A 27,000-nucleotide genomic window follows, 5' to 3' on the forward strand; every position below is an offset into this window, starting at 1 on the left:
CCGGACGTACACCGTGACGACGTACACCGTGAAGAGGTACCGCCCATGCACCGACCCGACGCACCGCACACCACCGACGACCGCACCGCCGACCCCGCCGGCCGGCCCCGATCCGCTGCCGCGGACGGCCCGTTGACCGGCCTGCGGGTCGTCGACCTCGCGACGCTCTTCGCCGGGCCCGGCGCCGCGACGCTGCTCGGCGACTTCGGCGCCGACGTGATCAAGGTCGAGCACCCGCGCAAGCCCGACCCCTCCCGCGGCCACGGGCCCGCCAAGGACGGGGTGGGCCTGTGGTGGAAGCACCTGGGCCGCAACAAGCGCACCGTCACCGCGGACCTGTCCACGCCCGGCGGGCGCGACGTCCTGCTGCGGCTCGCGGCGACCGCCGACGTCGTCGTGGAGAACTTCCGCCCGGGCACGCTGGAGAAGTGGGACCTGGGCTGGGACGTGCTGTCGGCCGCCAACCCCCGGCTGGTGCTGGCCCGCGTCACCGCCTTCGGCCAGGTCGGCCCGTACGCCCGCCGCCCCGGCTTCGGCACGCTCGCCGAGGCGATGAGCGGCTTCGCGGCGACCACCGGCGAACCGGACGGGCCGCCGACGCTGCCGCCGTTCGGGCTCGCCGACTCCATCGCCGGGATCGCGACGGCGTACGCGGTGATGGCGGCGCTGGCCGGCCGGGACCGCACCGGCGGCGGGCAGGTGGTGGACATGGCCATCATCGAGCCGATGCTCGCGGTGCTGGGCCCGCAGCTGCTGTGGTACGACCAACTCGGTTACGTGCAGCCGCGGTTGGGCAACCGCTCCACCAACAACGCGCCGCGCAACACGTATCGCACGGCGGACGGCGGCTGGGTCGCGGTGTCGTCCTCGGCGCAGTCGGTGGCCGAGCGGGTGCTGCGGCTGGTCGGGCACCCGGAGTTCGTCGACGAGCCGTGGTTCGCCTCCGGCACGGGGCGCGCGGCGCACGCCGAGGAGATCGACAAGGTGGTCGGCGAGTGGATCTCCCGGCGCAGCCGCGAGGAGGTGCTGGCGGCCTTCGAGTCCGCGCAGGCCGCGGTCGCCCCGGTCTACGACGTACGGGACGTCGTCGCCGACCCGCAGTTCCGCGCGCTGGGCACGGTGACCCGTATCGAGGACGAGGACCTGGGCCCGGTGCGCCTGCAGAACGTCCTCTTCCGGCTCTCCCGCACCCCGGGCGCCGTCCGCTGGACCGGCCGCCCCCACGGCGCCGACACCGACGAGGTGCTGACCGAACTCGGCCTGACGCCACCGGAGATCGCCGCACTGCGCGCGCAGGGCGCGCTGTGAGCGGCGGGCACGGCGCAGGGCGCCGCACGAGCGCCGCGGCGCCGGACCACGCGTCCGGCACCGCGCCGGGAACGGCCGAGGGCCAGGGCGCCGCCGGGGCGGCGCCCCGCGCGCCCGGCGCGAAGCTGCCGGCGTCCGGCGCCCCGGGCGCGGCGCCCGGCTCCCGCCGGGCCGGCACGGTGCCGGCGCCTGCCGGTGGGGGGCGGCCGGCGCGGGCTGCGGGGTGGGGGGAGGTGGCGCTCACGTGGCTGTATGTGCCCGGGGACAAGCCGGATGTCGTCGGCAAGGCGCTGGGGGCGGGGGCGGACGTCGTGCTGGTCGACCTGGAGGACGCCGTCGCGCCCGGGCGCAAGGAGTACGCGCGGGCGGCCACCGCGGAGTTGCTGGGCGAGCCGGCGGCGGGCCGGCCGCCGGTGCATGTGCGGGTCAACGCGCTGGACGGGCCGCTGGCCGCGGCGGACCTGGCGGCGCTCGCCGGGCTGCCGGGGCTGGGCGGGCTGCGGCTGCCGAAGATCGGCGGCCCGGAGGACGTCGCCCGGGTGGTGGCGGCCGTACGGGCGGCCGGCGCCGACGTACCGCCGCTGTACGCGCTGCTGGAGTCGGCGCTCGGCGTGGAGAACGCCTTCGCCATCGCCCGCGCCGACCCGGCGGTGCGCGGGCTCGCGCTCGGCGAGGCGGACCTGCGCGCGGACCTGGGCCTGGCGGACGAGGAGGCGCTGACCTGGCCGCGGGTACGTGCGGTGGTCGCGGCCCGGGCGGCGGGGCTCGCGCCGCCGGCCCAGTCGGTCTACCCGGACGTGCGCGACCTGGTGGGCCTGGGCGAATCGTGCCGCCGCGGGCGGGCGCTGGGCTTCCTGGGCCGTGCGGCGATCCATCCGCGCCAGCTCCCGGTCATCGAGCGGGCCTACCTCCCCTCGCCCCCGGAGGTCGCCGCGGCCCGCGAGACGGTCGAGGCGGCCGACGCCGCGCCGGGCGCCCTCGCGCTGCCCGACGGCCGCTTCGTGGACCCGGCGGTCGTCGCGGGCGCCCGCCGGGTCCTGGCGCTGGCCGCCCGCGGAGCCCACGCGTGAGCGCGAGCCCGCGGGCAGCGGCCCGCGACCTGCTGGGTAGGGTCGCCGCATGACCGGAGGCAGGGTGTGGGAGGACGGGGCTTTCTACCGGAGCCTGGGCGGCGGGCGGTTCGAGAGCAGCCCGTGGACCGCCGGGCCGTGGAGCCCGAAGGCGCAGCACGCGGGGCCGCCGTCCGCGCTGATAGGCCGGGCGATGGAGCGCCATGAGGCCAGGCCCGGCATGCGGATCGCCCGGGTGACGCTCGACCTGCCGCGGCCGGTGCCGGTCGGCGAGCTCGCGGTGGAGGTCACGACGGTACGGGCCGGGGCGCGGGCCGAGCTGCTGGAGGGGCGGATCACCGCCGAGGGCCGCACCGTGCTGCTGGCCCGGGCGTGGCGACTGGTCGCGGCGCCGGAGGGCACCCCGGCGCTCACCCCGGTGCCGCCCGTGCCGCCGCTCCCGGGGCCGCAGCCGGCGCAGACGATGGAGGGCGCCTACCTGGACGGCTACGTCTCGGCGATGGAATGGCGCTTCCCGCCGGCCGCGCCCGGCGCGCCCGAGCCCGGCTTCGACACGCCCGGCCCCGGCACGGCGTGGGCGCGGCAGCGCGTGCCGCTGGTGGCGGGCGAGCAGGACACCCCGCTGACCCGGGCGCTGACGGTCGCGGACAGCAGCTGGGCGGTGGGCTTCGAGCTGGACCACCGCGCGGGGCTGGTCATCAACACCGACGTCACCTTGCTGCTGCACCGCGACCCGGTCGGCGAATGGCTGTGCCTGCGCTCGGCGACGGCCGCCGCGCCCGGCGGATCGGGCCTGGCCCAGGGCGAGTTGCACGACGAGTCGGGCGACTGCGGCCGGATCGCCCAGACGCTGCTGGTGACCGGGCGCTGAACCGCGGGGCCGCGCCGCCGCCCGGGGGCACCTGCCCACCGCCACGCCGAGCCTTTCCGTTTCGCGCGGGTTTGTCCGCCATAATCGCGAGCAGGAGCACGTCAGCGACACGGCAACGGCATCCGGCATGACGGCACGACGGCAGAGGGTGAACCCATGGCCTCCAACGACCAGGCGGCGAGCAGCGGCACGGGACCGGGCGGACTCGCGCCCGGATCGGCGCAGATCGGGGTGACGGGCCTGGCCGTGATGGGCCGCAACCTCGCCCGCAACCTCGCGCGGCACGGCTATGTGACCGCGGTCCACAACCGGACCTCGGCCAGGACCCGGGCGCTGGTCGAGGAGTTCGGCGGCGAGGGCAGCTTCGTGCCGGCCGAGACGGCCGAGGAGTTCGTGGCGTCGCTGGAGCGCCCGCGCAGGATCGTCGTCATGGTCAAGGCGGGCGACCCGACCGACGCGGTGATCCGCGAGTTCGCCGCGCTGCTGGAGCCCGGCGACATCATCGTGGACGCGGGCAACGCGCACTTCGCCGACACCCGCCGCCGCGAGCGCGAGCTGCGCGAGCGCGGCATCCACTTCGTGGGCAGCGGCGTCTCCGGCGGCGAGGAGGGCGCGCTGCACGGCCCGAGCATCATGCCGGGCGGCTCGGCCGAGTCCTACGAGGCGCTCGCCCCGATGCTGGAGGCGATCTCGGCGAAGGCCGACGACGGCTCGCCGTGCGTGGCGCACATCGGCCCCGACGGGGCCGGGCACTTCGTCAAGATGGTGCACAACGGCATCGAGTACGCCGACATGCAGCTCATCGCGGAGTCCTACGACCTGCTGCGGCACGCCCTCGACCTGCCGCCGGCCGAGATCGCCGAGGTCTTCCGCACCTGGAACCGGGGCCGGCTGGACTCGTACCTGATCGAGATCACCGCGCAGGTGCTCGCGCACACCGACGCCGCGACCGGCAAGCCGTTCGTCGATGTCGTGCTGGACCAGGCCGAGCAGAAGGGCACCGGGCGGTGGACGGTGCAGACCGCGCTGGACCTCGGGGTGCCGGTGAGCGGTATCGCCGAGGCGGTCTTCGCCCGGGCGGTGTCCGGCCACGCCGACCTGCGGGCCGCCGCCCGCGAGCTGCCGGGCCCGACACCGACGCTGCTGGACAGCGCCGCCTACGACCGGTTCGCCGACGATGTCGAACAGGCCCTCTACGCCTCGAAGATCGTCGCCTACGCGCAGGGCTTCCACCAGATCGCGGCGGGCAGCGCCGAGTACGGCTGGGACATCGACCAGGGCCGGGTCGCGGCGATCTGGCGGGCCGGCTGCATCATCCGCGCCGCGTTCCTGGACCGGATCAGGGCCGCCTTCGACAACCGGCCCGACCTGCCGACGCTGCTGGTCGACGACCACTTCCGGTCCGCCCTCGACGGCGCGCAGAGCGCCTGGCGGCGGGTGGTGAGCACCGCGGCGGAGCTGGGCGTGCCGACGCCGGGCTTCGCAGCCGCGCTGGCGTACTACGACAGCCTGCGCGCCGAGCGGCTGCCGGCCGCGCTGGTCCAGGGGCTGCGCGACTTCTTCGGCGCGCACACCTACCACCGCGCCGACCGGCCGGGCACCTTCCACACCCTCTGGGCGACCAAGGACCGCGAGGAGGTCACACCGTCCTGACCCCCGCGGCTCAGGCCTGGGTGAGCATGCGCCAGCCGGGGGCGTAGTTGCCGTGCAGGATGAGGGAGGCGGCGCCCACCGCGCCGACGGCGTCGCCGATGACGCTCTTCTCTACGTCGATCCGGCGGATGGACCGCGCCACGCAGGTGGCGTTGACGGCGGCGTCGATCTCCTCGCACAGGATCGGCTCGATGCCGCGCACCGACTCGCCGCCCAGCACGATCCGGCTGACGTCCAGCAGTGCGACGGCCCCGCGGGCGGCCTGCCCAAAGCGCCGGCCGGCCCGGCGGACGACGTCGTGGGCGGCGGTGTCGCCACCGCGGGCGGCCTGCCGCAGCGCCTTCCAGTCGCGGTGCACGGCGTCGGCCGCGCCGCTCACCCCGATCCGCCCGGCGGCCTCGGCGCCGTGCCGCCGCAGCAGGTCGCCGATGACGCCGGCCGGGCTGACGTACGGGCCGACGCAGTTCGTGCCGCCGCAGTCGCACGGCAGGCCCTCGGCGTCCACGGCGATGTGGCCGAACTCGCCGGCGTTGCCCGAATCACCGTGCAGCACGGTGTTGTTGAGCACGACGCCGGCTCCGACGCCGGTGCCGAGGTAGAGGAACAGGAAGCTGCCCGCGCGTGCGCGCCCGCCGATCCACCGCTCCCCTATGGCCGCGGCGGTGGCGTCGTTGTCCATGGCGACGGGCATGCCGGTCGCGGTCTCGAACATCGCCCGCAGCGGCACCCGCCCCCACCCGGTGAAGTTGGGCGGGGAGACGACCTCGCCGGCCGGGCCGTCGATGGGCCCCGGGGCGGCGATGCCGGTGCCGAGCAGCCGGGCCGGGTCCACCTGGGCCTTGGCGGTGAGCCGCTGGGCGGCGCCGGCGACCCGCGGGACGATGTCGGCCGGCTGCGCGCCGTCGGGCAGCGCGACCCGGCGGCTTGCCAGCACCTCGCCGGCGAGGTCGACCACCACGACGACGGCGGCGTCCGGGTCGAGCTGCACCCCGACGGCGTAGGCGCCGTCAGGACGCGGCGACAGCAGCGTACGGCGCTTGCCGCCGCTGGAGGGCGCGTAGCCGGACTCCGAGACCAGGCCCGCGTCCAGCAGCCGGCGCACCACGTTGGAGACGGTCTGGCTGGTCAGGCCGGTGAGCGGGGCCAGCTCGACCCGGCTGACCGGGCCCGCGGTGCGTATCGCGTCCAGCACCACCGCCTGGTTGTACCCCCCGACCCGCGGAAGATTGGTTCCCTGTCGCACCCTTCCCCGCCTTCCTCCCGACCCCCGGACGGCGCCGCCCCCCGGCGGCTCGCGGCGAAGTTTACCTGCCGGATGCGTTGACTTACTCCATCCATTGGATTTAGCTTCGCCGACATGCCAGGGCACGGGCGCACTGGCGGATCGGGGTCGTCCCCACCGGGCAACCCCCGCGCGGCCCGCAACCGTTGCGGGTCGACTCGGGTCCCTCACCGGAGGTCAAGCGTGCGAACGAGACGTCGAGCGGCGATAGCTCTCGCGGCCCTCACGACCGTGTCCGCGGCAACGTTGTCAGGTTGCGGGACCGGCTCCGGGGGCGGCTCCGGCAAGACGATCAAGGTCGTCTACCAGCAGCAGCTCAACAACGCCAACCACGTGCAGGCCGACTTCCTCGGCCCGATGGTCGAGCAGTTCGAGAAGGCCAACCCCGGCACCACCGTCAAGCTCGTCCCGGTCACCGCGAGCGAGAACGACTACTACACCAAGATCCAGCTGATGATGCGCTCCCCCGCCACCGCGCCCGACCTGGTCTACGAGGACACCGCGACCATCAACTCCGACGTCGCGAGCGGCTACCTCCGGCCGCTGGACGACTATCTGCGGACCTGGCAGGACTGGAGCACCTTCGCCGCGCCCGCGAAGGCGGCGATGAAGTACGCGGCCGACGGCAAGACGTACGGGGTGCCGGACAACACCGACACCCGCGGCCTGTGGTACAACAAGCAGCTCTTCGCCCAGGCCGGCATCCCCGTGCCGTGGCAGCCGAAGACCTGGGCGGACGTGCTGGGCACGGCCCGCACCCTCAAGGCCGAGCTGCCCGGCGTCACCCCGCTGAACGTCTTCACCGGCGTCGCGGCGGGCGAGGCGTCCTCGATGCAGGGCTTCGAGATGCTGCTGTACGGCACGCCCGCCGCGGACACGTCGCTGTACGACGCCGGGCAGGGCAAGTGGGTCGTCGGCAGCAAGGGCTTCAAGGACGCGCTGGACTTCGTCCACACCGTCTACAGCGAGCAGCTCGGCCCGTCGCCGCAGCAGGCGCTCGGCGCCAACATCCAGGCGCAGGTGGGCACCGAGATGATCCCGCAGGGCAAGCTCGCGATCGACCTCGACGGCTCGTGGATGCCCAACAACTGGATCCGCACGGGCCCTGAGCCGTGGCCGCAGTGGCAGTCCACGATGGGCATGGCCTACATGCCCACCCAGAACGGCCAGGGCAGCGGCAAGGTCAGCATGTCCGGCGGCTGGGCCTGGTCGATCCCGGCGAAGGCCAAGAACCCCGATCTCGCCTGGAAGTTCACCCAGTTCCTGGAGACCAGGGCCAACTCGGCGCAGTGGAACACCGTCAACGCCACCATCGCGGTGCGCACCGACGTGGCCTCCGACCCCGCCTACCTCAAGGCGCTGCCGAGCAACGCCTTCTTCACCGCGCTGGTGCCCGACACCTACTACCGGCCGGGCGTGCCCGCCTACACCCAGGTCTCCAGCGCCATCCAGAAGGCCATGGAGTCGGTGACGACGGGCCAGGCGTCGGTCGACAAGGCCGCCTCGACGTTCGACAGCGACGTCAAGACCGCGGTCGGCGGCGACAAGACCGTCCAGGGCGCGCGGTGACGGCGACCACCGCCGCCGCGGGCACCCCCGCCGCCGTCCGGCCGCGGCGGGGGCGGCCGACGGCGGCGGGGCTGCTGCGCGGGATGCCGCTGCTGCCGGCGCTGGTGCTGCTCGCGGTGTTCATGGCCGGCCCGATCGGGTACTGCGTCTACTACGCCTTCACCGACATGCAGCTGACCGGCGCCTCGGCCACGCACTTCGTCGGCGTCGACAACTTCACCCGGGCCCTGCGCGACGCCGACTTCCGCAACGCGGTCGTGCTGACGCTGGTCTTCGTGGTCGGCTCTGCCGTCGTCGGGCAGAACACCCTGGGGCTGGGCCTCGCGGTGCTGATGCAGAAGGCGGCGCGGCCGGTGCGGGCGGTCACCAGCACGGTGGTGATCGCGGCATGGGTGCTGCCGGAGGTCGTCGCGGGCTATCTGATGTACGCGTTCTTCTTCCAGCAGGGCTCGCTCAACGCGATCCTGCGCCACCTCGGCCTGCCGCAGCAGAACTGGCTCTACACCCTGCCGATCCTGGCCGTCTGCATCGCCAACGTCTGGCGCGGCACGGCTTTTTCGATGCTGGTCTACTCCGCGGCCCTGGGCGATGTGCCGCAGGAGCTGGTGGAGGCGGCCGAGGTGGACGGCGCCGGGCCGTGGCAGCGGCTGTGGCGGGTGACGCTGCCGGTGATCCGCCGCTCGGTGATGACCAATCTGATGCTCATCACCTTGCAGACCCTGTCGGTCTTCGGGCTGATCTACACCATGACCCGCGGCGGCCCGGGCAACAAGACCGAGACGCTGCCGATCTTCATGTACCAGCAGGCCTTCACCAGCAGCCTGATCGGCTACGGCACCGCGGTCGCGCTGGTGCTGCTGGTGGTGGGCGCGCTGTTCTCGGTCGTCTACATCCGCATGCTCAAGGTCGAGGAGGACTGATGGCCGTCACCGACAGCCCGCGCACGCTACGGGTCCGGCCGGCGGCCGGCCCGCAGGCGGCAGGGCGCGCCCGGCTCGCCCGGCGGCGCAGGGCGCTCACGGGCAAGGCCGTCGTCAACGTCTCGCTGCTGGTGTTCTCGGCGCTGTACCTGGTGCCGCTGCTGTGGATGCTGCTGGCGTCGGTCAACGCGCACGCCGACTTCCGGCTCTCGGTGCCCTCCCCCACGGGCGAGAACTTCCACCGCATCCTCAACAGCGACACGACCTACCGGCCGATGCTCAACGGCCTGCTGCTGTGCGGCGGCGGCACACTGCTGTGCGTGGTGTGCTCGGTGCTGGCGGCCTATCCGCTGTCGCGTTTCAGGTCCCGGCTGCGCCGGCCGTTCCTCTACACCATCCTGTTCAGCACCGGGCTGCCGATCACCGCGGTGATGATCCCGGTCTACAGCATGTTCGTGCAGGTCGACCTGATCGACTCGATGCCGGGCGCGACACTGTTCCTGGCGGCTGCGGCGCTGCCGTTCGGGATCTGGCTGACGAAGAACTTCATGGACGGCGTGCCGACGGTGCTGGAGGAGGCGGCGCGGATCGACGGCGCCAACGCCATGCAGGTGCTGTGGCGGATCGTGCTGCCGCTGATGTGGCCGGGGGTGATCGTGGTGACGATCTTCACCTTCATCGGCATGTGGGGCAACTTCTTCGTGCCCTTCATCCTGCTGCTCTCCCCCGAGAAGCTGCCCGCCTCCGTGAGCGTCTTCACCTTCCTCAGCGCCCACGACCAGACGCAGTACGGGCAGTTGTCGGCGTTCTCGATCGTCTACTCCATACCCGTGGTGATGCTCTACCTCGTCCTCGCCCGCCGGCTCGGCGGCGGTTTCGCCCTCGGCGGCGCGCTCAAGGGCTGACCCGCCCGCGGCGCCCGCGCCGGCCCGCCCGCCCCGTACGACCACCGACTCGCCCGACGCACGGGAAGGCTTCGCCATGCACAACGACCCCGCCCTCACCGAGCAGCGGCTCGCCCGCGTCCTCGCCCAGCGGCTGCGCCCGGCGGTGCACGGCCGCAGCGTGCCGCTCACCGCCGAGGTGTGGCACGTGCCCGGGGAACCGGTCCCGGTCGCCGAGGGCCTTGCCGCCGCCTACGCGCCGGCCCGGCTCGGCGACCGCTGGGGGCCGGCCTGGACGACGAGCTGGTTCCGTGTCGGCGGCCGGATCCCGCGGGAGTGGGCGGGGCTGCCGGTGGAGGCGGTGGTGGACCTGGGATTCGGCTTCACCGATCCGGGGTTCTCCGCCGAGGGCCTGGTGTACCGCCCGGACGGCACCGCGGTGAAGGCGCTCAACCCGCGCAACTTCCATGTGCCGGTCACCGCGTCGGCCGCGGGCGGCGAGCAGGTGACGTACTACGTCGAGGCCGCGGCGAACCCGGTCGTGATGCAGTCCGGGCCCGAGCTGCAGACGTTCTTCCCGACGCCGGTCGGCGGCCGGGCGCCGTGGCTGCGCGGCGAGGGCGCCGAGGGCGATGGGGAGCCGGGCGAGCCGCTGTACCAGCTGCGGCGGCTCGACCTGGCCGTCTTCGACCGCGAGGTCTTCGAGCTGGTGCAGGACCTGGACGTGCTGGGCCAGCTGGAGCGGGAGCTGCCCGAGCAGTCCACCCGGCGCTGGCAGCTGCTGCGGACGATCGAGCAGGCGCTGGACGCGATCGACCTCCAGGACGTCTCCGGCACCGCCACCGCGGCACGCGCGGTCCTGGCCCCGGCGCTCGCCTCCCCCGCGAGCCCGTCGGCGCACCGGATCTCCGCGGTCGGCCACAGCCATATCGACTCGGCGTGGCTGTGGCCGCTGCGCGAGACGGTACGCAAGGTGGCGCGCACCGTCTCCAACGTCACGCAGCTGATGGACGACCACCCCGGCTTCCGGTTCGTGATGTCGCAGGCCCAGCAGCTGGCGTGGCTCAAGGAGCACCGGCCCGAGGTCTACGCGCGGGCCCGGGAGAAGGCCAGGACGGGGCAGTTCCTGCCGGTGGGGAGCCTGTGGGTGGAGCCGGACACCAACATCACCGGCGGTGAGTCGCTGGTGCGGCAGTTCGTCCATGGCAAGCGCTTCTACCTGGAGGAGTTCGGCGTCGAGACCGAGGAGATGTGGCTGCCGGACACCTTCGGCTACAACGCGGCGCTGCCGCAGCTGATGAAGCTCGCCGGGGTGCGCTGGTTCCTCACCCAGAAGATCTCCTGGAACACCACCAATGTCTTCCCGCACCACACCTTCTGGTGGGAGGGCATCGACGGCACCCGGATCTTCAGCCACTTCCCGCCGGTCGACACCTACAACAGCGACCTGTCGGGCGCCGAAGTGGCCCGCAGCGAGCGCAACTTCCGGGAGAAGTCCCGCACCGACCGCTCGCTCGTGCCGTTCGGCTACGGGGACGGCGGCGGCGGTCCCACCCGGGAGATGATGGCGCGGGCCGACCGGCTCGCCGACCTGGAGGGCTCGCCGAGGGTAGCGGTGGAGGCGCCGGCGGACTTCTTCGCCAAGGCGCACGCCGAGCACACGGATGCTCCCGTGTGGGTGGGCGAGCTGTATCTGGAGTTCCACCGCGGCACGCTCACCAGCCAGTTGGCGACCAAGCAGGGCAACCGGCGCAGCGAGCACCTGCTGCGCGAGGCCGAGCTGTGGTCGGCGACGGCCGCGGTGCGCCACGGGGCGCGGTATCCGTACCCGGAACTGGACCGGCTGTGGAAGACGGTGCTGCTGCACCAGTTCCACGACATCCTGCCGGGCACGTCGATCGCGTGGGTGCACCGGGAGGCCGAGCAGACCCACCGGGAGGTCGCGGCCGAGCTGGAGGAGCTGATCGGGCGGGCGCTGCGGACGCTGGCCGGGGACCGATCGGGCGGTGAGGTCGTCTTCAACGCCGCCCCGCACGCCCGCGGCGGGGTCCCGGCGCTGGGCGCGGCGCCCAGGACCGCGCCGCCGGCGCTCACCCCGCCGGTCGCCGAGGGCGGCGGCTTCGTGCTGGACAACGGGCTGGTGCGGGTCGCGGTGGACGGCCGGGGACTTGTCACCTCGGTGCTGGACCTGGCCGCGGGCCGTGAGGCGCTGCCGCCGGGCGCGGCCGGCAACCTGCTGCAACTGCACCAGGACTTCCCCAACCAGTGGGACGCCTGGGACCTGGACGCCTTCTACCGCAACACCGTACGGGACCTGACCGGGGCCGACGAGGTCGCGGCGGTGGACGGCGGGGTGCGGGTGGTGCGCTCCTTCGGGGCGTCCCGGGTCGAGCAGACGCTGCGGCTGGCGCGCGGGGCACGCCGGCTGGACGTGGAGACGGTGGTGGACTGGCGGGAGCGGGAGAAGGTGCTCAAGGCGGCCTTCCCGCTGGACGTACGGGCCGCGCACTCCACCGCGGAGATCCCGTTCGGCCAGGTGGAGCGGCCCACCCACACCAACACCAGCTGGGACGCTGCGAAGTTCGAGGTGTGCGCGCACCGCTACCTGCACGTCGGCGAGCCCGGCTGGGGCGCGGCGCTGGTCAACGACTCCACCTACGGCCATGACGTGACGCGGGACGTACGCCCCGACGGCGGGACGACGACCACGGTGCGGCTCACGCTGCTGCGCGCCGCCCGCTTCCCCGACCCGGACACCGACCAGGGCGTCCACCGGCTGCGCTACGCACTCGTGGTGGGCGCGGAGCCGGCCGACGCGGTGCGCGAGGGCTACCACCTGAACCTGCCGGAGCGGGTCGCGCCGGGCGGGGCCGCGGTCGCGCCGCTGGTGGCCGTCGACGACGAGGGCGTGGTGGTCTCCGCGGTCAAGCTCGCCGACGACGGGTCGGGCGATGTGGTCGTACGGCTCTACGAGGCGCGCGGGCGGCGGACGTCGGCGGTGCTGACGCCGTCGTTCGCGCTCGGGTCCGCGGTGGTGACCGATCTGCTGGAGCGGCCGTTGCCGGACGACGGCAGCCACGAGGTGGCCGGGTCCGGGGTGCGGTTGCGGCTGCGCCCGTTCCAGATCGTCACGCTGCGGCTGGCCGTGCGGCGCGGCTGAGCCGTGCGGCGGGCGGGCATCGCCGGCCGGAGGGGGTCCGGCGATGCCCGCGGGGGGTCATCCCTTGAGCGAGCCGTTCAGCATGCCGCGCTCGAAGAGCCGTTGGAGGCCGAGGTAGACCAGCACGCTGGGGACCATCAGCATCAGCGACGCCGCCAGGCGCACCCCCTCGGTCTGCTCCTGGCTGGAGGACAGGCTCGTGACGACCAGGGTCATGGTGTACATGTGCGGGCTCTGCGCGACCAGCAGCGGCAGCAGGTACTGGTCCCAGATCATCAGGAAGCCGAAGACGGCGCAGGTGCCGAGCGCGGCGCGGCACAGCGGGAGGATGATCTGGAAGAAGATCCGCAGGTCGCCGGCGCCGTCCATCCGGGCGGCCTCCTCCAGCTCGACCGGGATGGTCTTCATGAAGCCGGTGAGCACGTAGATCGGCAGGGCCCAGCCGACGACCGGCAGGATCAGCCCGGAGTAGGAGTCCAGCAGGCTGCTGCCGCCCAGCGGGTCGGGGACCTTGCCGAGCACGAGGTAGAGCGGTATCGCGATGACCTCCTCGGGCATCATCATCGTCGACAGGATCGCCAGCAGCACCAGCGCCTGCCCGCGGAACTTCTTGCGGGCGAGCGCGTAGGCGGCGAACGCGCTGACGGTGACCTGGAGGAACAGCCCGACGCCGGTGACGACGACCGAGTTGAGCAGCCCGCGGCCGACGCCGAAGCGGAAGGCCGTGGTGAGGTTGGACAGCGTGAAGTGCCGCGGCAGCAGCGACATCTGGCCGCTCTTGGGCTGCCCGCCGCTGAAGACGGTGGCGGCCATCGTCCACAGCGGCATGAAGAACACGAACAGCACCAGGGCGTACAGCAGCACCCTGACCACGATCCGCCAGGCGGCGCGGTCGGGCATGCGCAGGCCCAGCGCGGTGGTGGGGGCGCTCATGGCTCAGGCCTCCTTCCGCCTGCGCCACCACAGGGTGAGGCAGGTCAGCAGGACGGTCACCAGGAACAGCACGGTCGACACGGCCGAGGCCAGGCCGAGGGTGTTGTTCTGGATGCCCTCCTTGTAGGTGTAGGTGACGATGGTCTCGGTGGAGCCGGCCGGGCCGCCGCCGGTGAGCACGTAGATCTCGGTGAAGACCCGAAGTCCGCGGATGATGCCGAGGGTCAGCACGATCGTGGTGACCGGGCGCAGCGCCGGCAGGGTGACGTGGCGCAGCCGGTGCCAGGCGCCGGCGCCGTCGATCGCGGCGGCCTCGTACAGCTGCCGGTCGATGCCGGCCAGGCCCGCGACGAAGATCACCATGTCGTAGGGCGCGCTCTTCCAGACCTGCACGAGCATCACCGAGGCGAGCGAGGAGTGCGGGGAGGACAGGAACGGCTGGGCGCCCAGGCCCAGATGGCCGAGCAGGGTGTTGACGGTGCCGAAGCTGCCCGGGTAGAGCAGGGTGTTCCACAGCTCGGCGACCGCGACCATGGCCGTGACCACCGGCAGGAAGGCCGCGGTACGCAGGATCCGCAGGTGCCGGGCCGGGCCTTCGAGCAGCAGGGCCAGGCCGAAGCCGAGGAGCGCGGAGGCGGCGACGGTCACGACGGCGTCGAGCAGGGTGTGGCCGACGGCCGAGCGCAGCACGGGGTCGTGGAAGGCGGTCGTGAAGTTGTCCCAGCCGACCCACCTGTTGCCCCGGTAGGGGCGCACCTCGAAGAAGCTGAGGTATATCCCCCAGATCGTCGGCCAGAACTTGAACACCCCGAAGAGGGCGAGGACGGGTGCGAGGAAGAGCCACGGGGTGGCCCAGCGGTATCTGGTCACTTCTTCAGCAGCGACCGGTACGTGCTGTCGAGGCCGGCCAGGGCCTGCTTGCTGTCGCCGCAGCCCGACAGCAGCTTGTTGAGGGTCTCCGAGGCGTCGTTGCGGTACGTCTGCCAGTCCGGGGCGCTCACCGGCTCGTACGTGGAGCTCTTGGCGTAGACGTCCTGGGCGGTCTGCCAGCGCGGGTCGCCGCCGTGCACCTCGGCCGCGTCGACGGTGGTGTTGATGGGCAGCCGCACGATGGTCGCGGTCGGGACACCGGTCATGCCGGTGGTCTGGGCCTCGGGCGAGATCATGTACGAGGCCAGGGTCGCGAAGTCGGCGGAGCGCTTGGAGCCGGCCATGGCGTAGAGGGTGGTGCCCTCGGCGAGCGCGCCGACGCCCTTGGGGCCGGCCGGCGGGGCGACGACGGCGTACTTGCCCTTGACGGCGGTGGCGTCGGTGGTGGCGTAGGCGTAGGGGCCGGTCAGGTACATCCCGGCGACGCCGGTCTGGAAGGCCTTGTTGGTGTCGGTGGTGACCTGGTTGAGGGCGCCGGGCTGGACGACCTTGTCGGTGCAGTACAGCTTCTTGAGGAAGTCGGCGGCGGTGACGGCCTGGTCGGAGCCGATGGTGGAGGTGAAGCCGCCGGAGCCGGTGGGGGTGAGGAAGTCGCCGCCCGCCTGGTAGAGGAAGTTCGACCAGTACCAGGAGAGGTAGCCGCGCTGGGTGGAGCCGGGGACGTCCAGGCCGAAGGTGTCGTTCTTGCCGTTGCCGTCCGGGTCCTGGGTGGTGAACGCCTTGGCGACGGCTTCGAGCTGGTCCCAGGTGGTGGGTGGCTGCATGTGGACCTTCTGCAGCCAGTCGGAGCGGATCAGCAGCACATTGGCCTGGGCGGAGAAGGGCACGCCGTAGGTGGCGCCCTTGTCGTCGGCGACGGACTTCCAGGCGGTGGCGCTGACCTGGCCGGCGCCGGTGATCTTCGACTTGTCGACCTCGGTGATGATGCCCTGCTTCTTGAACGTGCCGAGCTGCGCGCCGTCGTCGATGACCACGTCGGGCAGCTTGTGGGCGGCTGCGGCGGCGTTGAGCTTGGTCTCGAAGTCGGTGTTGGTCATGAACAGCTCGACCTTGACGCCGGTCTTCTTCGTGTAGGCGTCGAAGACCATCTGGTACGCCTTCTGCGAGTCGCCGGCGCCGCGCACCCACACCTTCAGCGGGCCGGACGCCTTGCCGGCGCCGGAGTCCCCGCCGCCGCATGCGGTCAGGGCGAGGGACGCGGTGACCAGGGTGACGGCGAGGGCGGCCCCGGGTATGGCGCGGCGGCGGCTCTTGAGCTTGCTCACGATCAAACTCCGTTCACACATAGGAACTACGTCCACGTTCAAGAATGGGCGCGACACTAGGCCCGTTACCAACCGTGGTCAAGGCCCTGGACAGCCCCACCCGGGAGCACTTTCGGGTCACGGACACATTCAGGGTTCACGTACGTGGAATCGGGTGAGTGCGCGGAGAGGCGCGGGTCAGCCGCTCAGTTCGCCGGTCAGCGGGACCGCGCGGGAGATGTAGAGGGTGCCGGCGGTGACGAGGGCGACGCCGGCCAGCTCCGGCAGGATCCACCAGCCGGTGCGGATGTGCTCGGCGTAGACGAGGATGCCCAGCAGCAGGCTGACGGTGGCGTCGCCGAGGGTCAGCGCGGGCTGGGAGGCGGCGATGGAGCCGGCCTGGAGCGCGTTCTCCAGCAGGAAGACCGCCGTGATGCCGCACACCGCGAAGCCGTACGTCTGCCAGGCCGTCAGGAAGGCGGTGAAGCCGTCGTCGGAGAAGGTGTTGGCGGCGGACTTCATCAGCGCGGCCGTCAGCGCGTTGCCGACCGCCGCGGCGGTGCCGAGCAGCGCGGCCCGGCCGGGACCTGAGCGGCGGTGCCGGGCGGTGGCCACGGTGCAGGCGATGGCGCCGACGCACAGCGCCAGGGCCGGGATCCAGCGGGCCATCGGCGCCTGCGGCCGGCCGCCGCCCGGTGCGGCGGCGGCGAGTGCCAGGCCCAGGCCCAGGACCATGCAGCCGACCGCGACCCAGCCCGAGGGCGGCAGGTTGCGGTGCAGCACGGGCAGCGCGATCAGCAGCGCGAAGGGCAGTTCGAGGACGAAGACCGGCTGGGCGAGCGTGAGCGGTCCGGTGACCAGGGCGAGCGCCTGGAAGAGCGCCGCGCCGATGACCCCGCAGATGCCCAGCAGCCACACCGGCTGGCGGACCAGGTCCACCATGAGCCGCGGCTTGAGCGCGTCCTTGGCCGGTACGGCGAGCGCGGCCTTGCGCTGCAGCACCGTCCCGGTGGCGTTGCTGGCCGCCCCGAGGAGCGCGAAGAGCACGCAGAGCACCAGCAGGGTGGGCCTCCGGAGGCGTCATGGCCCGGCGCGGGGCCGCCGCCCGGGCGTGGCGGCGGCCCGCGGCGCGGACGTCCTTGCGCCCCAGCATCGCGGGCGGCGGCGCCCCCGGCGCCCACCGGCCGCGCCGACCGGCCCGCCTTCACCCGTTCGCCGCACCGCCGGGCCGCGGACCGCGGGCGCCGGGCGAAAGCGTCGGGCGAAGGCGTCAGGCAAAGGCGTCAGGCGAAAGCGTCGCGCCGTGCGTCAGGCGGAGGCGTCAGGCGAAGGCGTCGACGCCGGTCAGCTCGGCCGACAGGGCCCACAGGCGGGCGGCCTGCTCGGGGTCGATCGCGTAGTCGCGCACCCCGGTGCGCGGGCCGCCGGGCTGCGCGGGCTCGGCGATGTCGCAGTCCTCCAGGTAGACGCCGCCCAGGCCGTCCAGCGACGGCGAGGTCGCCGCCCACACCTGGGTGGCCGCGCCCTCCTGGGTGGACTTGAAGCCGGACGGGTTCAGCAGGTTGCCGTCCTCGTCGATCCAGCCGCGCTCGACCATCTCCTGCTTGGAAAGGTGCCGCTGGAGCGGGGTGAGGATGCCGCCCGGGTGCAGCGCGAAGGCCCGCACCCCGCGGTCGCGGGCGAGCGCGTCGAGCTGCACGGCGAACAGCACGTTCGCGGTCTTGGCCTGCCCGTAGGCCTGCCACTTGTCGTAGCCCTGCGCGAACCACAGGTCGTCCCAGCGGATCGGCGAATTGTGGTGGCCGCCGGAGGAGACCGCCACGACCCGGCCGCCGCCCCGCTCGATCGCCGGCCACAGCCGGTTGACCAGCGCGAAGTGGCCGAGGTGGTTGGTGGCGAACTGCAGCTCCCAGCCCGGTCCCACCCGGGTCTCGGGCGCGGCCATGACGGCGGCGCTGTCGATGACGATGTCGATGTCCCGCCCGGTGGCCAGGAAGCGCTCGGCGAACGCGGCGACGCTGTCGAGGTCGGCCAGGTCCAGCTCGTCGACCTCGGTGTTGCCGATGCCGGCCAGCGCCTCCCGGGCGGTGTCCGGGCGGCGGGCCGGCACCACCACATGGGCGCCGGCGCGGGCCAGCGACCGGGTGGTCTCCAGGCCGATCCCGGAGTAGCCGCCGGTGACCAGGGCGAGCTTGCCCGTCAGGTCGATCCCGGCCAGGACCTCGTCGGCCGTGCTGTGGGCGCCGAAGCCCGAACCGATCGGTTTCTGCGGTGTAGTCATGAGCCGAGGCTAGGAGTTGGAGTGCTCTCCAGCGCAAGCCCGCAGCCGCGCCATGCGGGCTCCGCAGCAGGCCACTAGGCTGAACGGCGGACCCGCGTGCAGCGAAAAGCGCAGGCCGCGCGGATTGGGGAGACGGGGATGCCCATGACGACACCGGACAGCACACACCGAGCCGTACTCCTGACGGTCGACGACGACCCGGGGGTCTCCCGAGCCGTCGCACGCGACCTGCGGCGGCGGTACGGCGAGCGCTACCGGGTGGTACGGGCCGAGTCCGGGGAGTCCGGGCTGGACGCGCTGCGGCAGATGAAGCTGCGCGGCGACCTGGTCGCGGTGGTGCTCGCCGACTACCGGATGCCGCAGATGAACGGCATCGAGTTCCTCGAGCAGGCCATGGACGTCTACCCCGGCGCGCGGCGGATCCTGCTGACCGCGTACGCCGACACCGGCGCGGCGATCGACGCGATCAACGTGGTGGACCTCGACCACTACCTGCTCAAGCCGTGGGACCCGCCGGAGGAGAAGCTCTACCCGGTCGTCGACGACCTGCTGGAGAGCTGGCTGTCCTCCGACCACCGCCCGGTGCCGGAGACCAAGGTCGTCGGGCACCGCTGGTCGGCGCGCTCCTCCGGGGTGCGGGAGTTCCTGGCCCGCAACCAGATCCCGTACCGCTGGTATCTGTCCGACCAGGCCGAGGGCCGGCGGCTGCTGGACGCGGCCGGGCACGACGGGCTGCGGCTGCCGCTGGTGATCGCGCCGGGCGGCGAGGTGCTCGTCGAGCCGTCGGACCAGGACCTGGCCGCGCAGGTCGGGCTCGCCACGACACCCGCCGAGGAGTTCTACGACCTGGTGGTGATCGGCGCCGGGCCCGCCGGCCTGGGCGCGGCCGTCTACGGCGCCTCCGAGGGCCTGAACACGGTGCTGGTGGAGCGCACCGCGACCGGCGGGCAGGCCGGGCAGAGCGCCAGGATCGAGAACTACCTCGGCTTCCCCGACGGCGTCTCCGGCGCCCAGCTCACCGACCGGGCCCGCCGCCAGGCGTCCCGCTTCGGCGCCGAACTGCTCACCGCGTGCGAGGTCACGGCACTGGAGGTCAACGGCCCGACCCGTACCGTGCGCTTCGCCGACGGCACGGCGGTCTCCGCGCAGAGCGTCATCCTCACCACCGGGGTGGCCTACCGGATGCTGGACGTGCCGGGCATCGCCGAGCTGACCGGCCGGGGCGTCTACTACGGCTCGGCGCTGACCGAGGCGGCCGGCTGCCTGGACCAGGACATCTACATCGTCGGCGGCGCGAACTCGGCCGGGCAGGCCGCGGTGTACCTCTCGCGCGGCGCGAAGTCGGTGACGCTGCTGGTGCGCGGCCAGTCGCTGGAGGCGTCGATGTCGCACTACCTGATCCAGCAGATCGCCGCGATCCCCACCATCACGGTGCGGACCGGCACCGTGGTGGAAGCCGCGCACGGCGAGGACCACCTGGAGGCGCTGACGCTGCGCGACACCGCGACCGGCGGGACGGACATGGTCGACGCGCAGCGGTTGTTCGTCTTCATCGGGGCCGCGCCGCGCACCGACTGGCTGGAGGGCGTGGTCCGCCGGGACGCGCACGGCTTCGTCGTCACCGGGCCGGACCTCGCGGCGGACGGGGAGCGCCCGGCCGGCTGGGAGCCGGACCGGCCCCCGTACCACCTGGAGACCAGCGTGCCCGGGGTCTTCGCGGCCGGCGACGTCAGGTCGGAGTCGGCCAAGCGCGTCGCGTCCGCGGTCGGCGAGGGCGCGATGGCCGTCATGCTCGTACACCGCTACCTGGAGGGGCTGTGACCTCGACGCTGCCGTGCGACCCGGAGGAACTGCGGTCGCTCTTCCTGTTCGAGCACCTGGCGCCCGACCAGCTGGACCGGCTGTGCGCCGCCGGCCGTATCGAGACGGTCCCGCCGGGCCCGGTGTACGCCGAGGGCGACCCGGCGACGTGCTTCTACGTGCTGCTCGACGGCACCGTGGTGACCTCGCGGCGGGTCGGCAACGACGACGTCGAGGTCAACCGCACCTCGATGCGGGGCGTGTACGCCGGCGCCTTCCAGGCGTATCTGGGCGACCAGGTGCCGCAGCTGTACGTCAACTCGATGCGGGTCACCGAGACCTCGCGCTTCTTCGTGCTGTCCGCGGAGGAGTTCGCGCAGATCATGCGGGACTGGTTCCCGATGGCGGTGCACCTGCTGGAGGGGCTGTTCTTCGGCAACCAGACCTTCCAGCAGGTCGTCAGCCAGCGTGAGCGGCTGCTCGCGCTGGGCTCGCTGTCGGCGGGCCTGACGCACGAGCTGAACAACCCGGCCGCCGCGGCGCTGCGCGCCACCTCCGCGCTGCGCGGCCGGGTCGCGGGGATGCGCAGCAAGCTGAAGGTGCTGGCCGGCGGCCCGTACCGCAAGTCCGACCTGGACACCCTCATCGGGGTGCAGGAGCGGGCCGTGGAGCGGATCGCGAAGGCCAAGGAGCTCAGCCCGCTGGAGACCGCCGACCAGGAGGACGCGATCGCCGACTGGCTCGACGGGCACGGCATCCGCGGCGGCTGGGACCTGGCGCCGGTGTTCGTGCAGGCCGGGCTGGACGAGGAGTGGCTGGAGCAGGTCGCGGCGGCCGTGGACGGCGAGCTGCTGGAGAGCGCGGTGCGGTGGCTGAACTACACCGTGGAGACCGAGCTGCTGATGAACGAGATCGAGGACTCCACCTCCCGGGTGTCGGCGCTGGTCAACGCCGCCCGGCAGTATTCGCAGCTGGACCGGGCGCCCTTCCAGGTCGTCGACATCCACGAGCTGCTGGAGAGCACCCTGCAGATGCTCACCGGCAAGATCGGCTCCGGGGTGCGGGTGGTCCGCGAGTTCGACCACGACCTGCCGCGCGTCCCGGCGTACCCGGGCGAGCTGAACCAGGTGTGGACCAACCTGATCGACAACGCGGTCGACGCGATGGACGGCTCCGGCACCCTCACCGTGCGCACCTCGCGGGACCACGGCAGGCTGGTGGTGGACTTCCTGGACACCGGTCCCGGGGTCCCGGCCGAGATCCGGCAGCGGATCTTCGAGCCGTTCTTCACGACCAAGCCGGTGGGCCGGGGCACGGGCCTCGGGCTGGACATCTCCTGGCGGATCGTGGTCAACAAGCACCACGGCGACCTGGAGGTCGACTCCGAGCCCGGCAGCACCCGCTTCCGGGTCAGGCTGCCGCTCACCGCCCCCGCACCGGAAACCGAGGAGGCCGCGTCATGAGCACCGCATCCACCCCCGGGATCGACCCGTCGGTCCCGCCCAGCGGCGACGGCTGCGCCGAGTGCGAGAGCGCCGGCGGCTGGTGGCTGCATCTGCGCAGGTGTACCGCCTGCGGGCATGTCGGCTGCTGCGACAGCTCCCCCTCGCAGCACGCCGGCGCGCACGCCAGGGCGACCGGGCACGACGTGATCAGGTCGTACGAGCCCGGCGAGAGCTGGTTCTGGAACTACCGCACCGAGAGCTATGTCGAGGACGGCCCGGATCTCACGCCGCCGCTCCACCACCCCACCGACCAGCCGACCCCCGGACCCGCCGGCCGGGTGCCCGAGGGCTGGCGGTCGCAGCTGCACTGACGTGCCTGGACCCCCTGGAGCGCACCGGATGACGTCCGTGGAGCCCGCCGCATGACCACCGCCCGAGATCTGCTGTTCGTGGCCATGGACATGCCGTCGGTACGGCCGGTGGAGCGCGGCGACCTGTCGCTGGCGCTCGCCGGGGCCGAGCTGATCGACCTGCTCGGCCTCGGCGCGGCGGCGCTGGACGGCGAGCACGTGCTGCCCGGCGGCGTGCCGTACGGCGGCGACGACCCGCTGCTCGGGCAGGCGGCGAAGGCGCTGCGGGGCGCCGGGGGCGGTTCGGACAGCCCGGACGCGCAGGCTGCCGGGGCTGCGGGGGCGGCCGGGGAGACGGTGGAGGACTGGCTGTGGCGCCGCGGGCGCGGGCTGCCGGAGGTGTACCTGGACGCCCTGGAGGTGGCCGGGCTGCTCAGCCGGGAGCGCCGGCGGCGCTTCCTGCTGCTGAGCTCCAGCCGGGTGGTGCTGGCGGAGTCCGCCGGGCGGCGGCGCGCCGCGCACCGGTGGGCCGCCGACGAGCCGACGCTGCTCGCGCTCGCCGCCGCCATCGGCATCTCCGGCCCGCCACCGGTGCCCGAGCCCCCGCCGGGACCGCCGGCCGCGGTCGTCACCGCGCTGGACCACGCACTCGCCGAACTGGCCCAGGAGCGCACCCGGCGCTCACGGCGGCTGGACGAGGCGACGCAGACGTACGTCCGGCGGGGGTACTGACCGCCGGGGCCCCGCGGACGGGCTCGCGGCGGGCGCCGCCAGCGTACCGCCTCGGCCGGGGCGCCCCGGGGCGCCCCGGGCGGATTCACCCAGGGCAGAACGCCGCTGCCTTCCCGTGGGGCCGCGGATCCCTAGGCTGGGAGGGTGAGCACTCATGCGCCGAACGAAGCCCGCGTCATCCCCTTGCGCCCGCACGCCGCGCCGCGCGCCCCGCAGCGGCCGGTGGCCGCCCCGGCCACCGATCCCGCCCGGGGCCCGGGCCCGCAGGTCCCGGCGCCCAAGGAGCCGCTGTGGCGCGATCTCGTGGGCGGTGTGCTGCGGCGTGAGCGGCTGGCCCAGGAGCGCACGCTGAAGGATGTCGCGCAGGCGGCCCGGATCTCGGTGCCGTACCTGTCGGAGCTGGAGCGCGGGCGCAAGGAGGCCTCCTCCGAGGTGCTGGCGGCTGCCGCGCAGGCCCTCGGGCTGGGCCTGGCGGACCTGCTCTCGCTCGGCCGGGACGAGCTGGCCCGGTACGCCGCGACCCGGACGGGCCGGGGCCGCGGCGCCTCGCCCTCCGCGCACCACGACGGCCTCTGCCTCGTCGCCTGAGCAGGGCGGGCCGCGCCGGCGGCCGGTACGTACGGCGGGGACCGCCGCCGTACCGGCCGTGCGCCCGCGCCCTCGTACGCCGACGGGCTCAGGCGAACGCGTGCCGCCGGCTGAGCACCTCGTCGGCGAGGCCGTAGGCGACGGCCTCCTCGGCGCTGAGCACTTTGTCCCGGTCCATGTCCGCGCGCAGCTTCGCCACGTCGTGGTGCGTGTGCCGGGACAGCACCTCCTCGACCTGCGCGCGGATGCGGACCATCTCCTGGGCCGCGAGGTTGAGGTCGGAGACGGTCCCCTGCCGGCCGCCGCTGGCCGGCTGGCCGAGCAGCACCCGCGCGTGCTGGAGCACGAACCGCCGCCCGGGGTCGCCGCCGGCCAGCAGCACCGCCGCGGTCGAGGCGGCCTGGCCGACGCAGAAGGTGGAGATCGGCGCCTGCACGAACGTCATCGTGTCGTAGATCGCCATCAGTGAAGTGAACGATCCGCCCGGCGAGTTGAGGTAGATCGAGATCTCCTGCTCCGGGCTCGCCGACTCCAGGTGCAGCAGCTGCGCGATGACGACGTTGGCGACGCCGTCGTCGATGTCGGTGCCGAGGAAGATGATCCGCTCGTTGAGCAGCCGGCTGAAGACGTCGTAGGTGCGCTCGCCCTGTGCGGTGCGCTCGATGACGTAGGGAACGGTGTAGGAGCTCATGTCACAGTCCCATCCGGCGGCGGGACGCGGCCGGGCGGATGTCGGTGAGCGACTCCACCACCGCGTCCACGATGCCGTACTCGCGGGCCTGTTCCGCGGTGAACCAGCGGTCCCGGTCGCCGTCGCGGGCGATGGTCTCCTCGCTCTGCCCGGTGTGCTCGGCGGTGACCCGCTCGATGGTCTTCTTGGTGTGCAGCAGGTTCTCCGCCTGGATCTCGATGTCGGAGGTGGTGCCGCCGATGCCCGCCGAGGGCTGGTGCATCATGATCCGCGCGTGCGGCAGCGCGAACCGCTTGCCGCGGGCCCCCACGGTGAGCAGGAACTGGCCCATGCTGGCGGCGAACCCCATCGCGAGCGTCGAGACGTCGTTCGGGATGAGCCGCATGGTGTCGTAGATGGCCAGGCCCGAAGTGACCGAGCCGCCGGGGCTGTTGATGTAGAGGCTGATGTCGGTGCGCGGGTCCTCCGCCGAGAGGATCAGCAGTTGCGCGCACACCCGGTTGGCCGACACGTCGTCGACCTGGGTGCCGAGCAGGACGATGCGCTGGGCGAGCAGCTGGGCCGCGAGGTGGTCGTCGAAGCGGCTGGGCGGGGTGTCGCCCTCCTCCGCCCGGGGGGCGAGCATGGTCGGTGCGGTCATCGGGGTCTCCTCGTCGGGGTGGTGGGGCCGTCGACTCCACTGTGTCCCGCGCCGCAGGCCCCTAGCGGGTGTGTCTGCCGCCCGCAGATTCGCCGTCGGCAGAGGTCACCGGAAGGCGGCGGTGGGCGGCGGCGCGCTCGACGAGCAGATGGTGCAGGTCGCGCACCGCCCAGGGCAGCGAGCCGGACTGCCGGCGCTGCACGACCATCACCACCTCGGTGCCGTCGCCGGCCAGCGGGCGCCAGGTGAGGGCGCCGCTGCGCTCCAGCGGGTCGCCGGCCACGCTGTAGTCGGGCAGCACGGTCACGCCCAGGCCCTCGGCGACCATCAGCTTGCCCATCTCGGCGCCGTCGGTGGAGTACGAGAACGTCGGGGTGCGGCCGGCCAGCAGCCGGTGCAGGTAGCGGTGCATGACGTAGCCGGGGCGCATGACGACCAGCGGCTCGGTCAGCAGGTCGTCCACCCCGACGGTCGGCAGCGCGGCCAGCGGGCTGCCCGGGTGCAGGCACACCACGGCCCGGCCGCGCAGCAGCTCGGTGGTCTCGAACTCCGGCGGCAGGTCGTCGCCCTGGAGGTAGTTGACCAGGCCGAGGTCGTAGCGGCCCTCCAGCAGCGCCCGGTGGATCTCGGCCTCCTGCGCGGCGACCACCTCGACCTGGGTGACCGGGTGCGAGGCGCGGAAGGCCCGGATCGTCGGCACGACCAGCGGCACGGTGGCGGCGTTGACGGTGCCCAGGCGCACCGTGCGGCTGGTGCGGTGCTGGTGGTCGGCGGCCTGCCGCAGCCGGTCCACGGCGTCCAGGACGCCGATGATGTGCGGCAGCAGCTCGCGCCCGCCCTCGCTGATCTTCGCGCCCGAGCGCCGGCGGTCCAGCAGGTCCACCCCGAGTTCGCGCTCCAGGTTGCGTACGGTCTCGCTCAACGCCGGCTGCGACAGGTGCAGTTCCTCGGCGGCCCGGCGCAGCGAGCCGAGCCGGGTGACGGCTTCGATGTACGCGAGCTGCTCGATCCGCATGCGGGCCCGCCCTTCCGGCGGCTGGGGAGGGGGCACGGGAGGGCCGTGACGTGGTAGGGAAACCCTATCAACCGTTCGTCAGTGCCGTCTCGACCGCTCACCGGTGCGACGCCTACGCTGGCTGTCGAACGCAGGGCCGTGACCATGAGGCGGAGAGGTGGGCGACGTGCGCGGCATTCTGACCAAGCGGCGGCACATCGACCTCGCACGCGTCGCCAGCGCCTTCTGTTGCCGCTGACCCGGGCCCTCCCCGCACCGGGCGCCGCCCGCGCGCGCTAGCGCCGGCCGCCCGCGCCCCGCTCCCCCGCGCGTCCCCCGCCGCCGTACGGCCGGTTCCGGCGCGGCCCCGCACCACCCCCTCACCGTCTCCCGGCGCCGCCGGCGACCCGGCGCGCCCGCGCGGCCCGGGGTCCCGCGTGCCGGCCACCACCTGCCTCGGAGTCCCGCATGCCCGCTTTCCCGCCGTCCCCGCCGTCCCCGCCGTCCGCCGAACTGCCGCTCCCGCCCGCGCGGTTCGCCTACTGGGTCCCCAACGTCAGCGGCGGCCTGGTCACCAGCCGGATCGAGCAGCGCACCGACTGGGGATACGACTACAACCGCGAACTGGCCGTCCTCGCCGAGGACAACGGCTTCGAGTACGCCCTCAGCCAGGTGCGGTACATGGCCAGCTACGGCGCCGAGTACCAGCACGAGTCGACGAGCTTCAGCCTCGCCCTGCTGCTCGCCACCCGGCGGCTGAAGGTCATCGCCGCCGTCCACCCGGGCCTGTGGCACCCCGGTGTGCTGGCCAAGCTCGGCGCGACCGCCGACCACCTGTCCGGCGGGCGGTTCGCCGTCAACGTCGTCAGCGGCTGGTTCAAGGGCGAGTTCACCGCGCTGGGCGAGCCGTGGCTGGAGCACGACGAGCGCTACCGCCGCTCGGAGGAGTTCATCCGGGCGCTGCGCGCGATCTGGACCGAGGACCATGTCGAGTTGGCCGGCGACTTCTACCGCATCCGCGACTTCTCCCTCAAGCCCAAGCCGCTGATCAGCGAGGACCGCCCGCATCCGGAGATCTTCCAGGGCGGCAACTCCACGGCCGCCCGGGCGATGGCGGGCCGGGTGTCCGACTGGTACTTCTCCAACGGCAAGGACTTCGCCGGCGTCACCGAGCAGCTCGCCGACATCCGCACCGCCGCGGCAGCCGCCGGCCGCCGGGCACCGAAGTTCGGCCTGAACGGCTTCCTGATCGCCCGCGACACCGAGGCCGAGGCGCGCGAGACGCTGCGCGAGATCGTCGCGAAGGCCGACACCGACGCGGTGGCCGGATTCGGCGCCGCGGTGCGGCAGGCGGGGCAGTCCACGGGCGACGGCAAGGGCATGTGGCAGGACTCCTCGTTCGAGGACCTGGTGCAGTACAACGACGGCTTCCGCACCGGGCTGATCGGCACGCCCGAGCAGATCGCCGAGCGCGTCGTGGCCTACCGGCGGCTGGGAGTGGACCTGTTTTTGCTGGGCTTCCTGCACTACAAGGAGGAGGTCGAGTTTTTCGGCAGGCGCGTGCTGCCGCTGGTGCGCGAGCTGGAGGCGGCCGGATCCGCGTCCTGCGCCGCGTCCCAGAGCGCGACGGCGGCCCCCGCCGCCGCCCGCTGACC

General features: G+C 73.4%; 24 protein-coding genes. 15 read left to right on the top strand and 9 right to left on the bottom strand.

Annotated features, from left to right (window positions below; genetic code table 11):
- Window positions 1-45 precede the first annotated feature (45 nt).
- The 4 genes from HCN08_RS09430 to gndA all read left to right on the top strand — a co-directional run bounded on the left by HCN08_RS09430 (window position 46) and on the right by gndA (window position 4,902).
- Window positions 46-1,308 (top strand): CaiB/BaiF CoA transferase family protein, encoded by a 1,263-nt coding sequence (locus HCN08_RS09430; protein WP_167982474.1) that lies wholly within the window; start codon window positions 46-48, stop codon window positions 1,306-1,308.
- Window positions 1,309-1,541: 233 nt separating this feature from the next.
- Window positions 1,542-2,378 (top strand): HpcH/HpaI aldolase/citrate lyase family protein, encoded by an 837-nt coding sequence (locus HCN08_RS09435; protein WP_167982475.1) that lies wholly within the window; start codon window positions 1,542-1,544, stop codon window positions 2,376-2,378.
- A 49-nt stretch (window positions 2,379-2,427) separates the two neighbouring features.
- The gene (locus HCN08_RS09440; protein WP_167982476.1) at window positions 2,428-3,249 is read left to right on the top strand and encodes a thioesterase family protein; all 822 of its coding nucleotides are present in this window, start codon (window positions 2,428-2,430) and stop codon (window positions 3,247-3,249) included.
- 156 nt (window positions 3,250-3,405) lie between these two features.
- A complete protein-coding gene (gene gndA / locus HCN08_RS09445; protein ID WP_167982477.1) occupies window positions 3,406-4,902 on the top strand; it encodes an NADP-dependent phosphogluconate dehydrogenase in 1,497 nt (498 codons plus the stop codon).
- Window positions 4,903-4,912: 10 nt separating this feature from the next.
- On the opposite strand, the gene HCN08_RS09450 is transcribed toward gndA, so the two are convergent.
- Entirely contained in the window at window positions 4,913-6,145 is a 1,233-nt protein-coding gene (locus HCN08_RS09450; RefSeq protein WP_167982478.1) for an ROK family transcriptional regulator, read from the bottom strand.
- A gap of 270 nt (window positions 6,146-6,415) precedes the next feature.
- Here HCN08_RS09450 and HCN08_RS09455 point away from each other — a divergent pair, with 270 nt between their 5' ends.
- The 4 genes from HCN08_RS09455 to HCN08_RS09470 all read left to right on the top strand — a co-directional run bounded on the left by HCN08_RS09455 (window position 6,416) and on the right by HCN08_RS09470 (window position 12,717).
- A complete protein-coding gene (locus HCN08_RS09455) occupies window positions 6,416-7,753 on the top strand; it encodes an extracellular solute-binding protein (protein ID WP_322974345.1) in 1,338 nt (445 codons plus the stop codon).
- Window positions 7,750-8,673 carry a carbohydrate ABC transporter permease gene (locus HCN08_RS09460; protein ID WP_407648718.1) on the top strand — a complete coding sequence of 308 codons (924 nt, stop codon included), beginning with the start codon at window positions 7,750-7,752 and terminating at the stop codon, window positions 8,671-8,673. The genes HCN08_RS09455 and HCN08_RS09460 overlap by 4 nt, the downstream gene beginning before the upstream one ends.
- Window positions 8,673-9,578 carry a carbohydrate ABC transporter permease gene (locus HCN08_RS09465; RefSeq protein ID WP_167982480.1) on the top strand — a complete coding sequence of 302 codons (906 nt, stop codon included), beginning with the start codon at window positions 8,673-8,675 and terminating at the stop codon, window positions 9,576-9,578. Before HCN08_RS09460 ends, HCN08_RS09465 begins: the two co-directional genes overlap by 1 nt.
- 76 nt (window positions 9,579-9,654) lie before the next feature.
- Window positions 9,655-12,717: an alpha-mannosidase gene (locus tag HCN08_RS09470; protein ID WP_167982481.1), complete on the top strand. Its 3,063-nt coding sequence runs from the start codon at window positions 9,655-9,657 to the stop codon at window positions 12,715-12,717.
- A gap of 57 nt (window positions 12,718-12,774) precedes the next feature.
- On the opposite strand, the gene HCN08_RS09475 is transcribed toward HCN08_RS09470, so the two are convergent.
- The 5 genes from HCN08_RS09475 to HCN08_RS09495 all read right to left on the bottom strand — a co-directional run bounded on the left by HCN08_RS09475 (window position 12,775) and on the right by HCN08_RS09495 (window position 18,105).
- Complete coding sequence (locus HCN08_RS09475; RefSeq protein ID WP_167982482.1) at window positions 12,775-13,650, bottom strand: carbohydrate ABC transporter permease; 876 nt, start codon at window positions 13,648-13,650, stop codon at window positions 12,775-12,777.
- A gap of 3 nt (window positions 13,651-13,653) precedes the next feature.
- Complete coding sequence (locus tag HCN08_RS36510) at window positions 13,654-14,520, bottom strand: carbohydrate ABC transporter permease (protein WP_167982483.1); 867 nt, start codon at window positions 14,518-14,520, stop codon at window positions 13,654-13,656.
- Entirely contained in the window at window positions 14,517-15,845 is a 1,329-nt protein-coding gene (locus HCN08_RS09485) for an ABC transporter substrate-binding protein (protein WP_167982484.1), read from the bottom strand. The genes HCN08_RS36510 and HCN08_RS09485 overlap by 4 nt, the downstream gene beginning before the upstream one ends.
- Before the next feature lie 177 nt (window positions 15,846-16,022).
- Entirely contained in the window at window positions 16,023-16,886 is an 864-nt protein-coding gene (locus HCN08_RS09490; protein WP_167982603.1) for a DMT family transporter, read from the bottom strand.
- Window positions 16,887-17,145: 259 nt separating this feature from the next.
- Window positions 17,146-18,105: an SDR family NAD(P)-dependent oxidoreductase gene (locus HCN08_RS09495; RefSeq protein WP_167982485.1), complete on the bottom strand. Its 960-nt coding sequence runs from the start codon at window positions 18,103-18,105 to the stop codon at window positions 17,146-17,148.
- Window positions 18,106-18,249: 144 nt separating this feature from the next.
- On the opposite strand from HCN08_RS09495, the gene HCN08_RS09500 reads away from it, so the two are divergent.
- The 5 genes from HCN08_RS09500 to HCN08_RS09520 all read left to right on the top strand — a co-directional run bounded on the left by HCN08_RS09500 (window position 18,250) and on the right by HCN08_RS09520 (window position 23,020).
- Window positions 18,250-19,926 carry an FAD-dependent oxidoreductase gene (locus HCN08_RS09500; protein ID WP_167982486.1) on the top strand — a complete coding sequence of 559 codons (1,677 nt, stop codon included), beginning with the start codon at window positions 18,250-18,252 and terminating at the stop codon, window positions 19,924-19,926.
- Complete coding sequence (locus tag HCN08_RS09505) at window positions 19,923-21,368, top strand: ATP-binding protein (protein WP_322974346.1); 1,446 nt, start codon at window positions 19,923-19,925, stop codon at window positions 21,366-21,368. The genes HCN08_RS09500 and HCN08_RS09505 overlap by 4 nt, the downstream gene beginning before the upstream one ends.
- Window positions 21,365-21,721, top strand: coding sequence for a UBP-type zinc finger domain-containing protein (locus HCN08_RS09510; RefSeq protein WP_167982487.1), 357 nt, complete (start codon window positions 21,365-21,367; stop codon window positions 21,719-21,721). Before HCN08_RS09505 ends, HCN08_RS09510 begins: the two co-directional genes overlap by 4 nt.
- Window positions 21,722-21,772: 51 nt before the next feature.
- Window positions 21,773-22,432, top strand: a complete 660-nt coding sequence (locus HCN08_RS09515; RefSeq protein ID WP_167982488.1) for a GPP34 family phosphoprotein — start codon at window positions 21,773-21,775, stop codon at window positions 22,430-22,432.
- 144 nt (window positions 22,433-22,576) lie between these two features.
- Window positions 22,577-23,020, top strand: coding sequence for a helix-turn-helix domain-containing protein (locus HCN08_RS09520; RefSeq protein ID WP_322974347.1), 444 nt, complete (start codon window positions 22,577-22,579; stop codon window positions 23,018-23,020).
- Between the two features lie 88 nt (window positions 23,021-23,108).
- Here HCN08_RS09520 and HCN08_RS09525 read toward each other — a convergent pair whose 3' ends face one another.
- From HCN08_RS09525 to HCN08_RS09535, 3 genes are all read right to left on the bottom strand, one after another.
- Window positions 23,109-23,711 (bottom strand): ClpP family protease, encoded by a 603-nt coding sequence (locus HCN08_RS09525; RefSeq protein WP_167982489.1) that lies wholly within the window; start codon window positions 23,709-23,711, stop codon window positions 23,109-23,111.
- 1 nt (window position 23,712) lies between these two features.
- Complete coding sequence (locus HCN08_RS09530; RefSeq protein WP_167982490.1) at window positions 23,713-24,351, bottom strand: ClpP family protease; 639 nt, start codon at window positions 24,349-24,351, stop codon at window positions 23,713-23,715.
- Window positions 24,352-24,412: 61 nt separating this feature from the next.
- Window positions 24,413-25,366, bottom strand: coding sequence for a LysR family transcriptional regulator (locus tag HCN08_RS09535; protein WP_167982491.1), 954 nt, complete (start codon window positions 25,364-25,366; stop codon window positions 24,413-24,415).
- A gap of 166 nt (window positions 25,367-25,532) precedes the next feature.
- On the opposite strand from HCN08_RS09535, the gene HCN08_RS36890 reads away from it, so the two are divergent.
- Together HCN08_RS36890 and sfnG are read left to right on the top strand one after the other, a co-directional pair.
- Window positions 25,533-25,604, top strand: coding sequence for a putative leader peptide (locus tag HCN08_RS36890; protein WP_407648723.1), 72 nt, complete (start codon window positions 25,533-25,535; stop codon window positions 25,602-25,604).
- A gap of 209 nt (window positions 25,605-25,813) precedes the next feature.
- On the top strand, window positions 25,814-26,998 hold the full coding sequence (gene sfnG / locus HCN08_RS09540; protein ID WP_167982492.1) for a dimethylsulfone monooxygenase SfnG: 1,185 nt from the start codon (window positions 25,814-25,816) through the stop codon (window positions 26,996-26,998).
- The last annotated feature ends 2 nt before the right edge of the window (window positions 26,999-27,000 follow it).

The organism is Actinacidiphila epipremni (genome assembly GCF_012034175.1).
Lineage (GTDB): Bacteria > Actinomycetota > Actinomycetes > Streptomycetales > Streptomycetaceae > Actinacidiphila > Actinacidiphila epipremni.

Excerpts from the sequence above, each read along its gene's own strand:
- HCN08_RS09430 (WP_167982474.1), top strand. The coding sequence starts at position 46 with ATGCACCGACCCGACGCACCGCACACCACCGACGACCGCACCGCCGAC.
- HCN08_RS09440 (WP_167982476.1), top strand. The coding sequence starts at position 2,428 with ATGACCGGAGGCAGGGTGTGGGAGGACGGGGCTTTCTACCGGAGCCTG.
- gndA (WP_167982477.1), top strand. The coding sequence starts at position 3,406 with ATGGCCTCCAACGACCAGGCGGCGAGCAGCGGCACGGGACCGGGCGGA.
- HCN08_RS09465 (WP_167982480.1), top strand. The coding sequence starts at position 8,673 with ATGGCCGTCACCGACAGCCCGCGCACGCTACGGGTCCGGCCGGCGGCC.
- HCN08_RS09470 (WP_167982481.1), top strand. The coding sequence starts at position 9,655 with ATGCACAACGACCCCGCCCTCACCGAGCAGCGGCTCGCCCGCGTCCTC.
- HCN08_RS09475 (WP_167982482.1), bottom strand. The coding sequence starts at position 13,650 with ATGAGCGCCCCCACCACCGCGCTGGGCCTGCGCATGCCCGACCGCGCC.
- HCN08_RS09495 (WP_167982485.1), bottom strand. The coding sequence starts at position 18,105 with ATGACTACACCGCAGAAACCGATCGGTTCGGGCTTCGGCGCCCACAGC.
- HCN08_RS09500 (WP_167982486.1), top strand. The coding sequence starts at position 18,250 with ATGACGACACCGGACAGCACACACCGAGCCGTACTCCTGACGGTCGAC.
- HCN08_RS09510 (WP_167982487.1), top strand. The coding sequence starts at position 21,365 with ATGAGCACCGCATCCACCCCCGGGATCGACCCGTCGGTCCCGCCCAGC.
- HCN08_RS09515 (WP_167982488.1), top strand. The coding sequence starts at position 21,773 with ATGACCACCGCCCGAGATCTGCTGTTCGTGGCCATGGACATGCCGTCG.
- HCN08_RS09525 (WP_167982489.1), bottom strand. The coding sequence starts at position 23,711 with ATGAGCTCCTACACCGTTCCCTACGTCATCGAGCGCACCGCACAGGGC.
- HCN08_RS09530 (WP_167982490.1), bottom strand. The coding sequence starts at position 24,351 with ATGACCGCACCGACCATGCTCGCCCCCCGGGCGGAGGAGGGCGACACC.
- HCN08_RS09535 (WP_167982491.1), bottom strand. The coding sequence starts at position 25,366 with ATGCGGATCGAGCAGCTCGCGTACATCGAAGCCGTCACCCGGCTCGGC.
- sfnG (WP_167982492.1), top strand. The coding sequence starts at position 25,814 with ATGCCCGCTTTCCCGCCGTCCCCGCCGTCCCCGCCGTCCGCCGAACTG.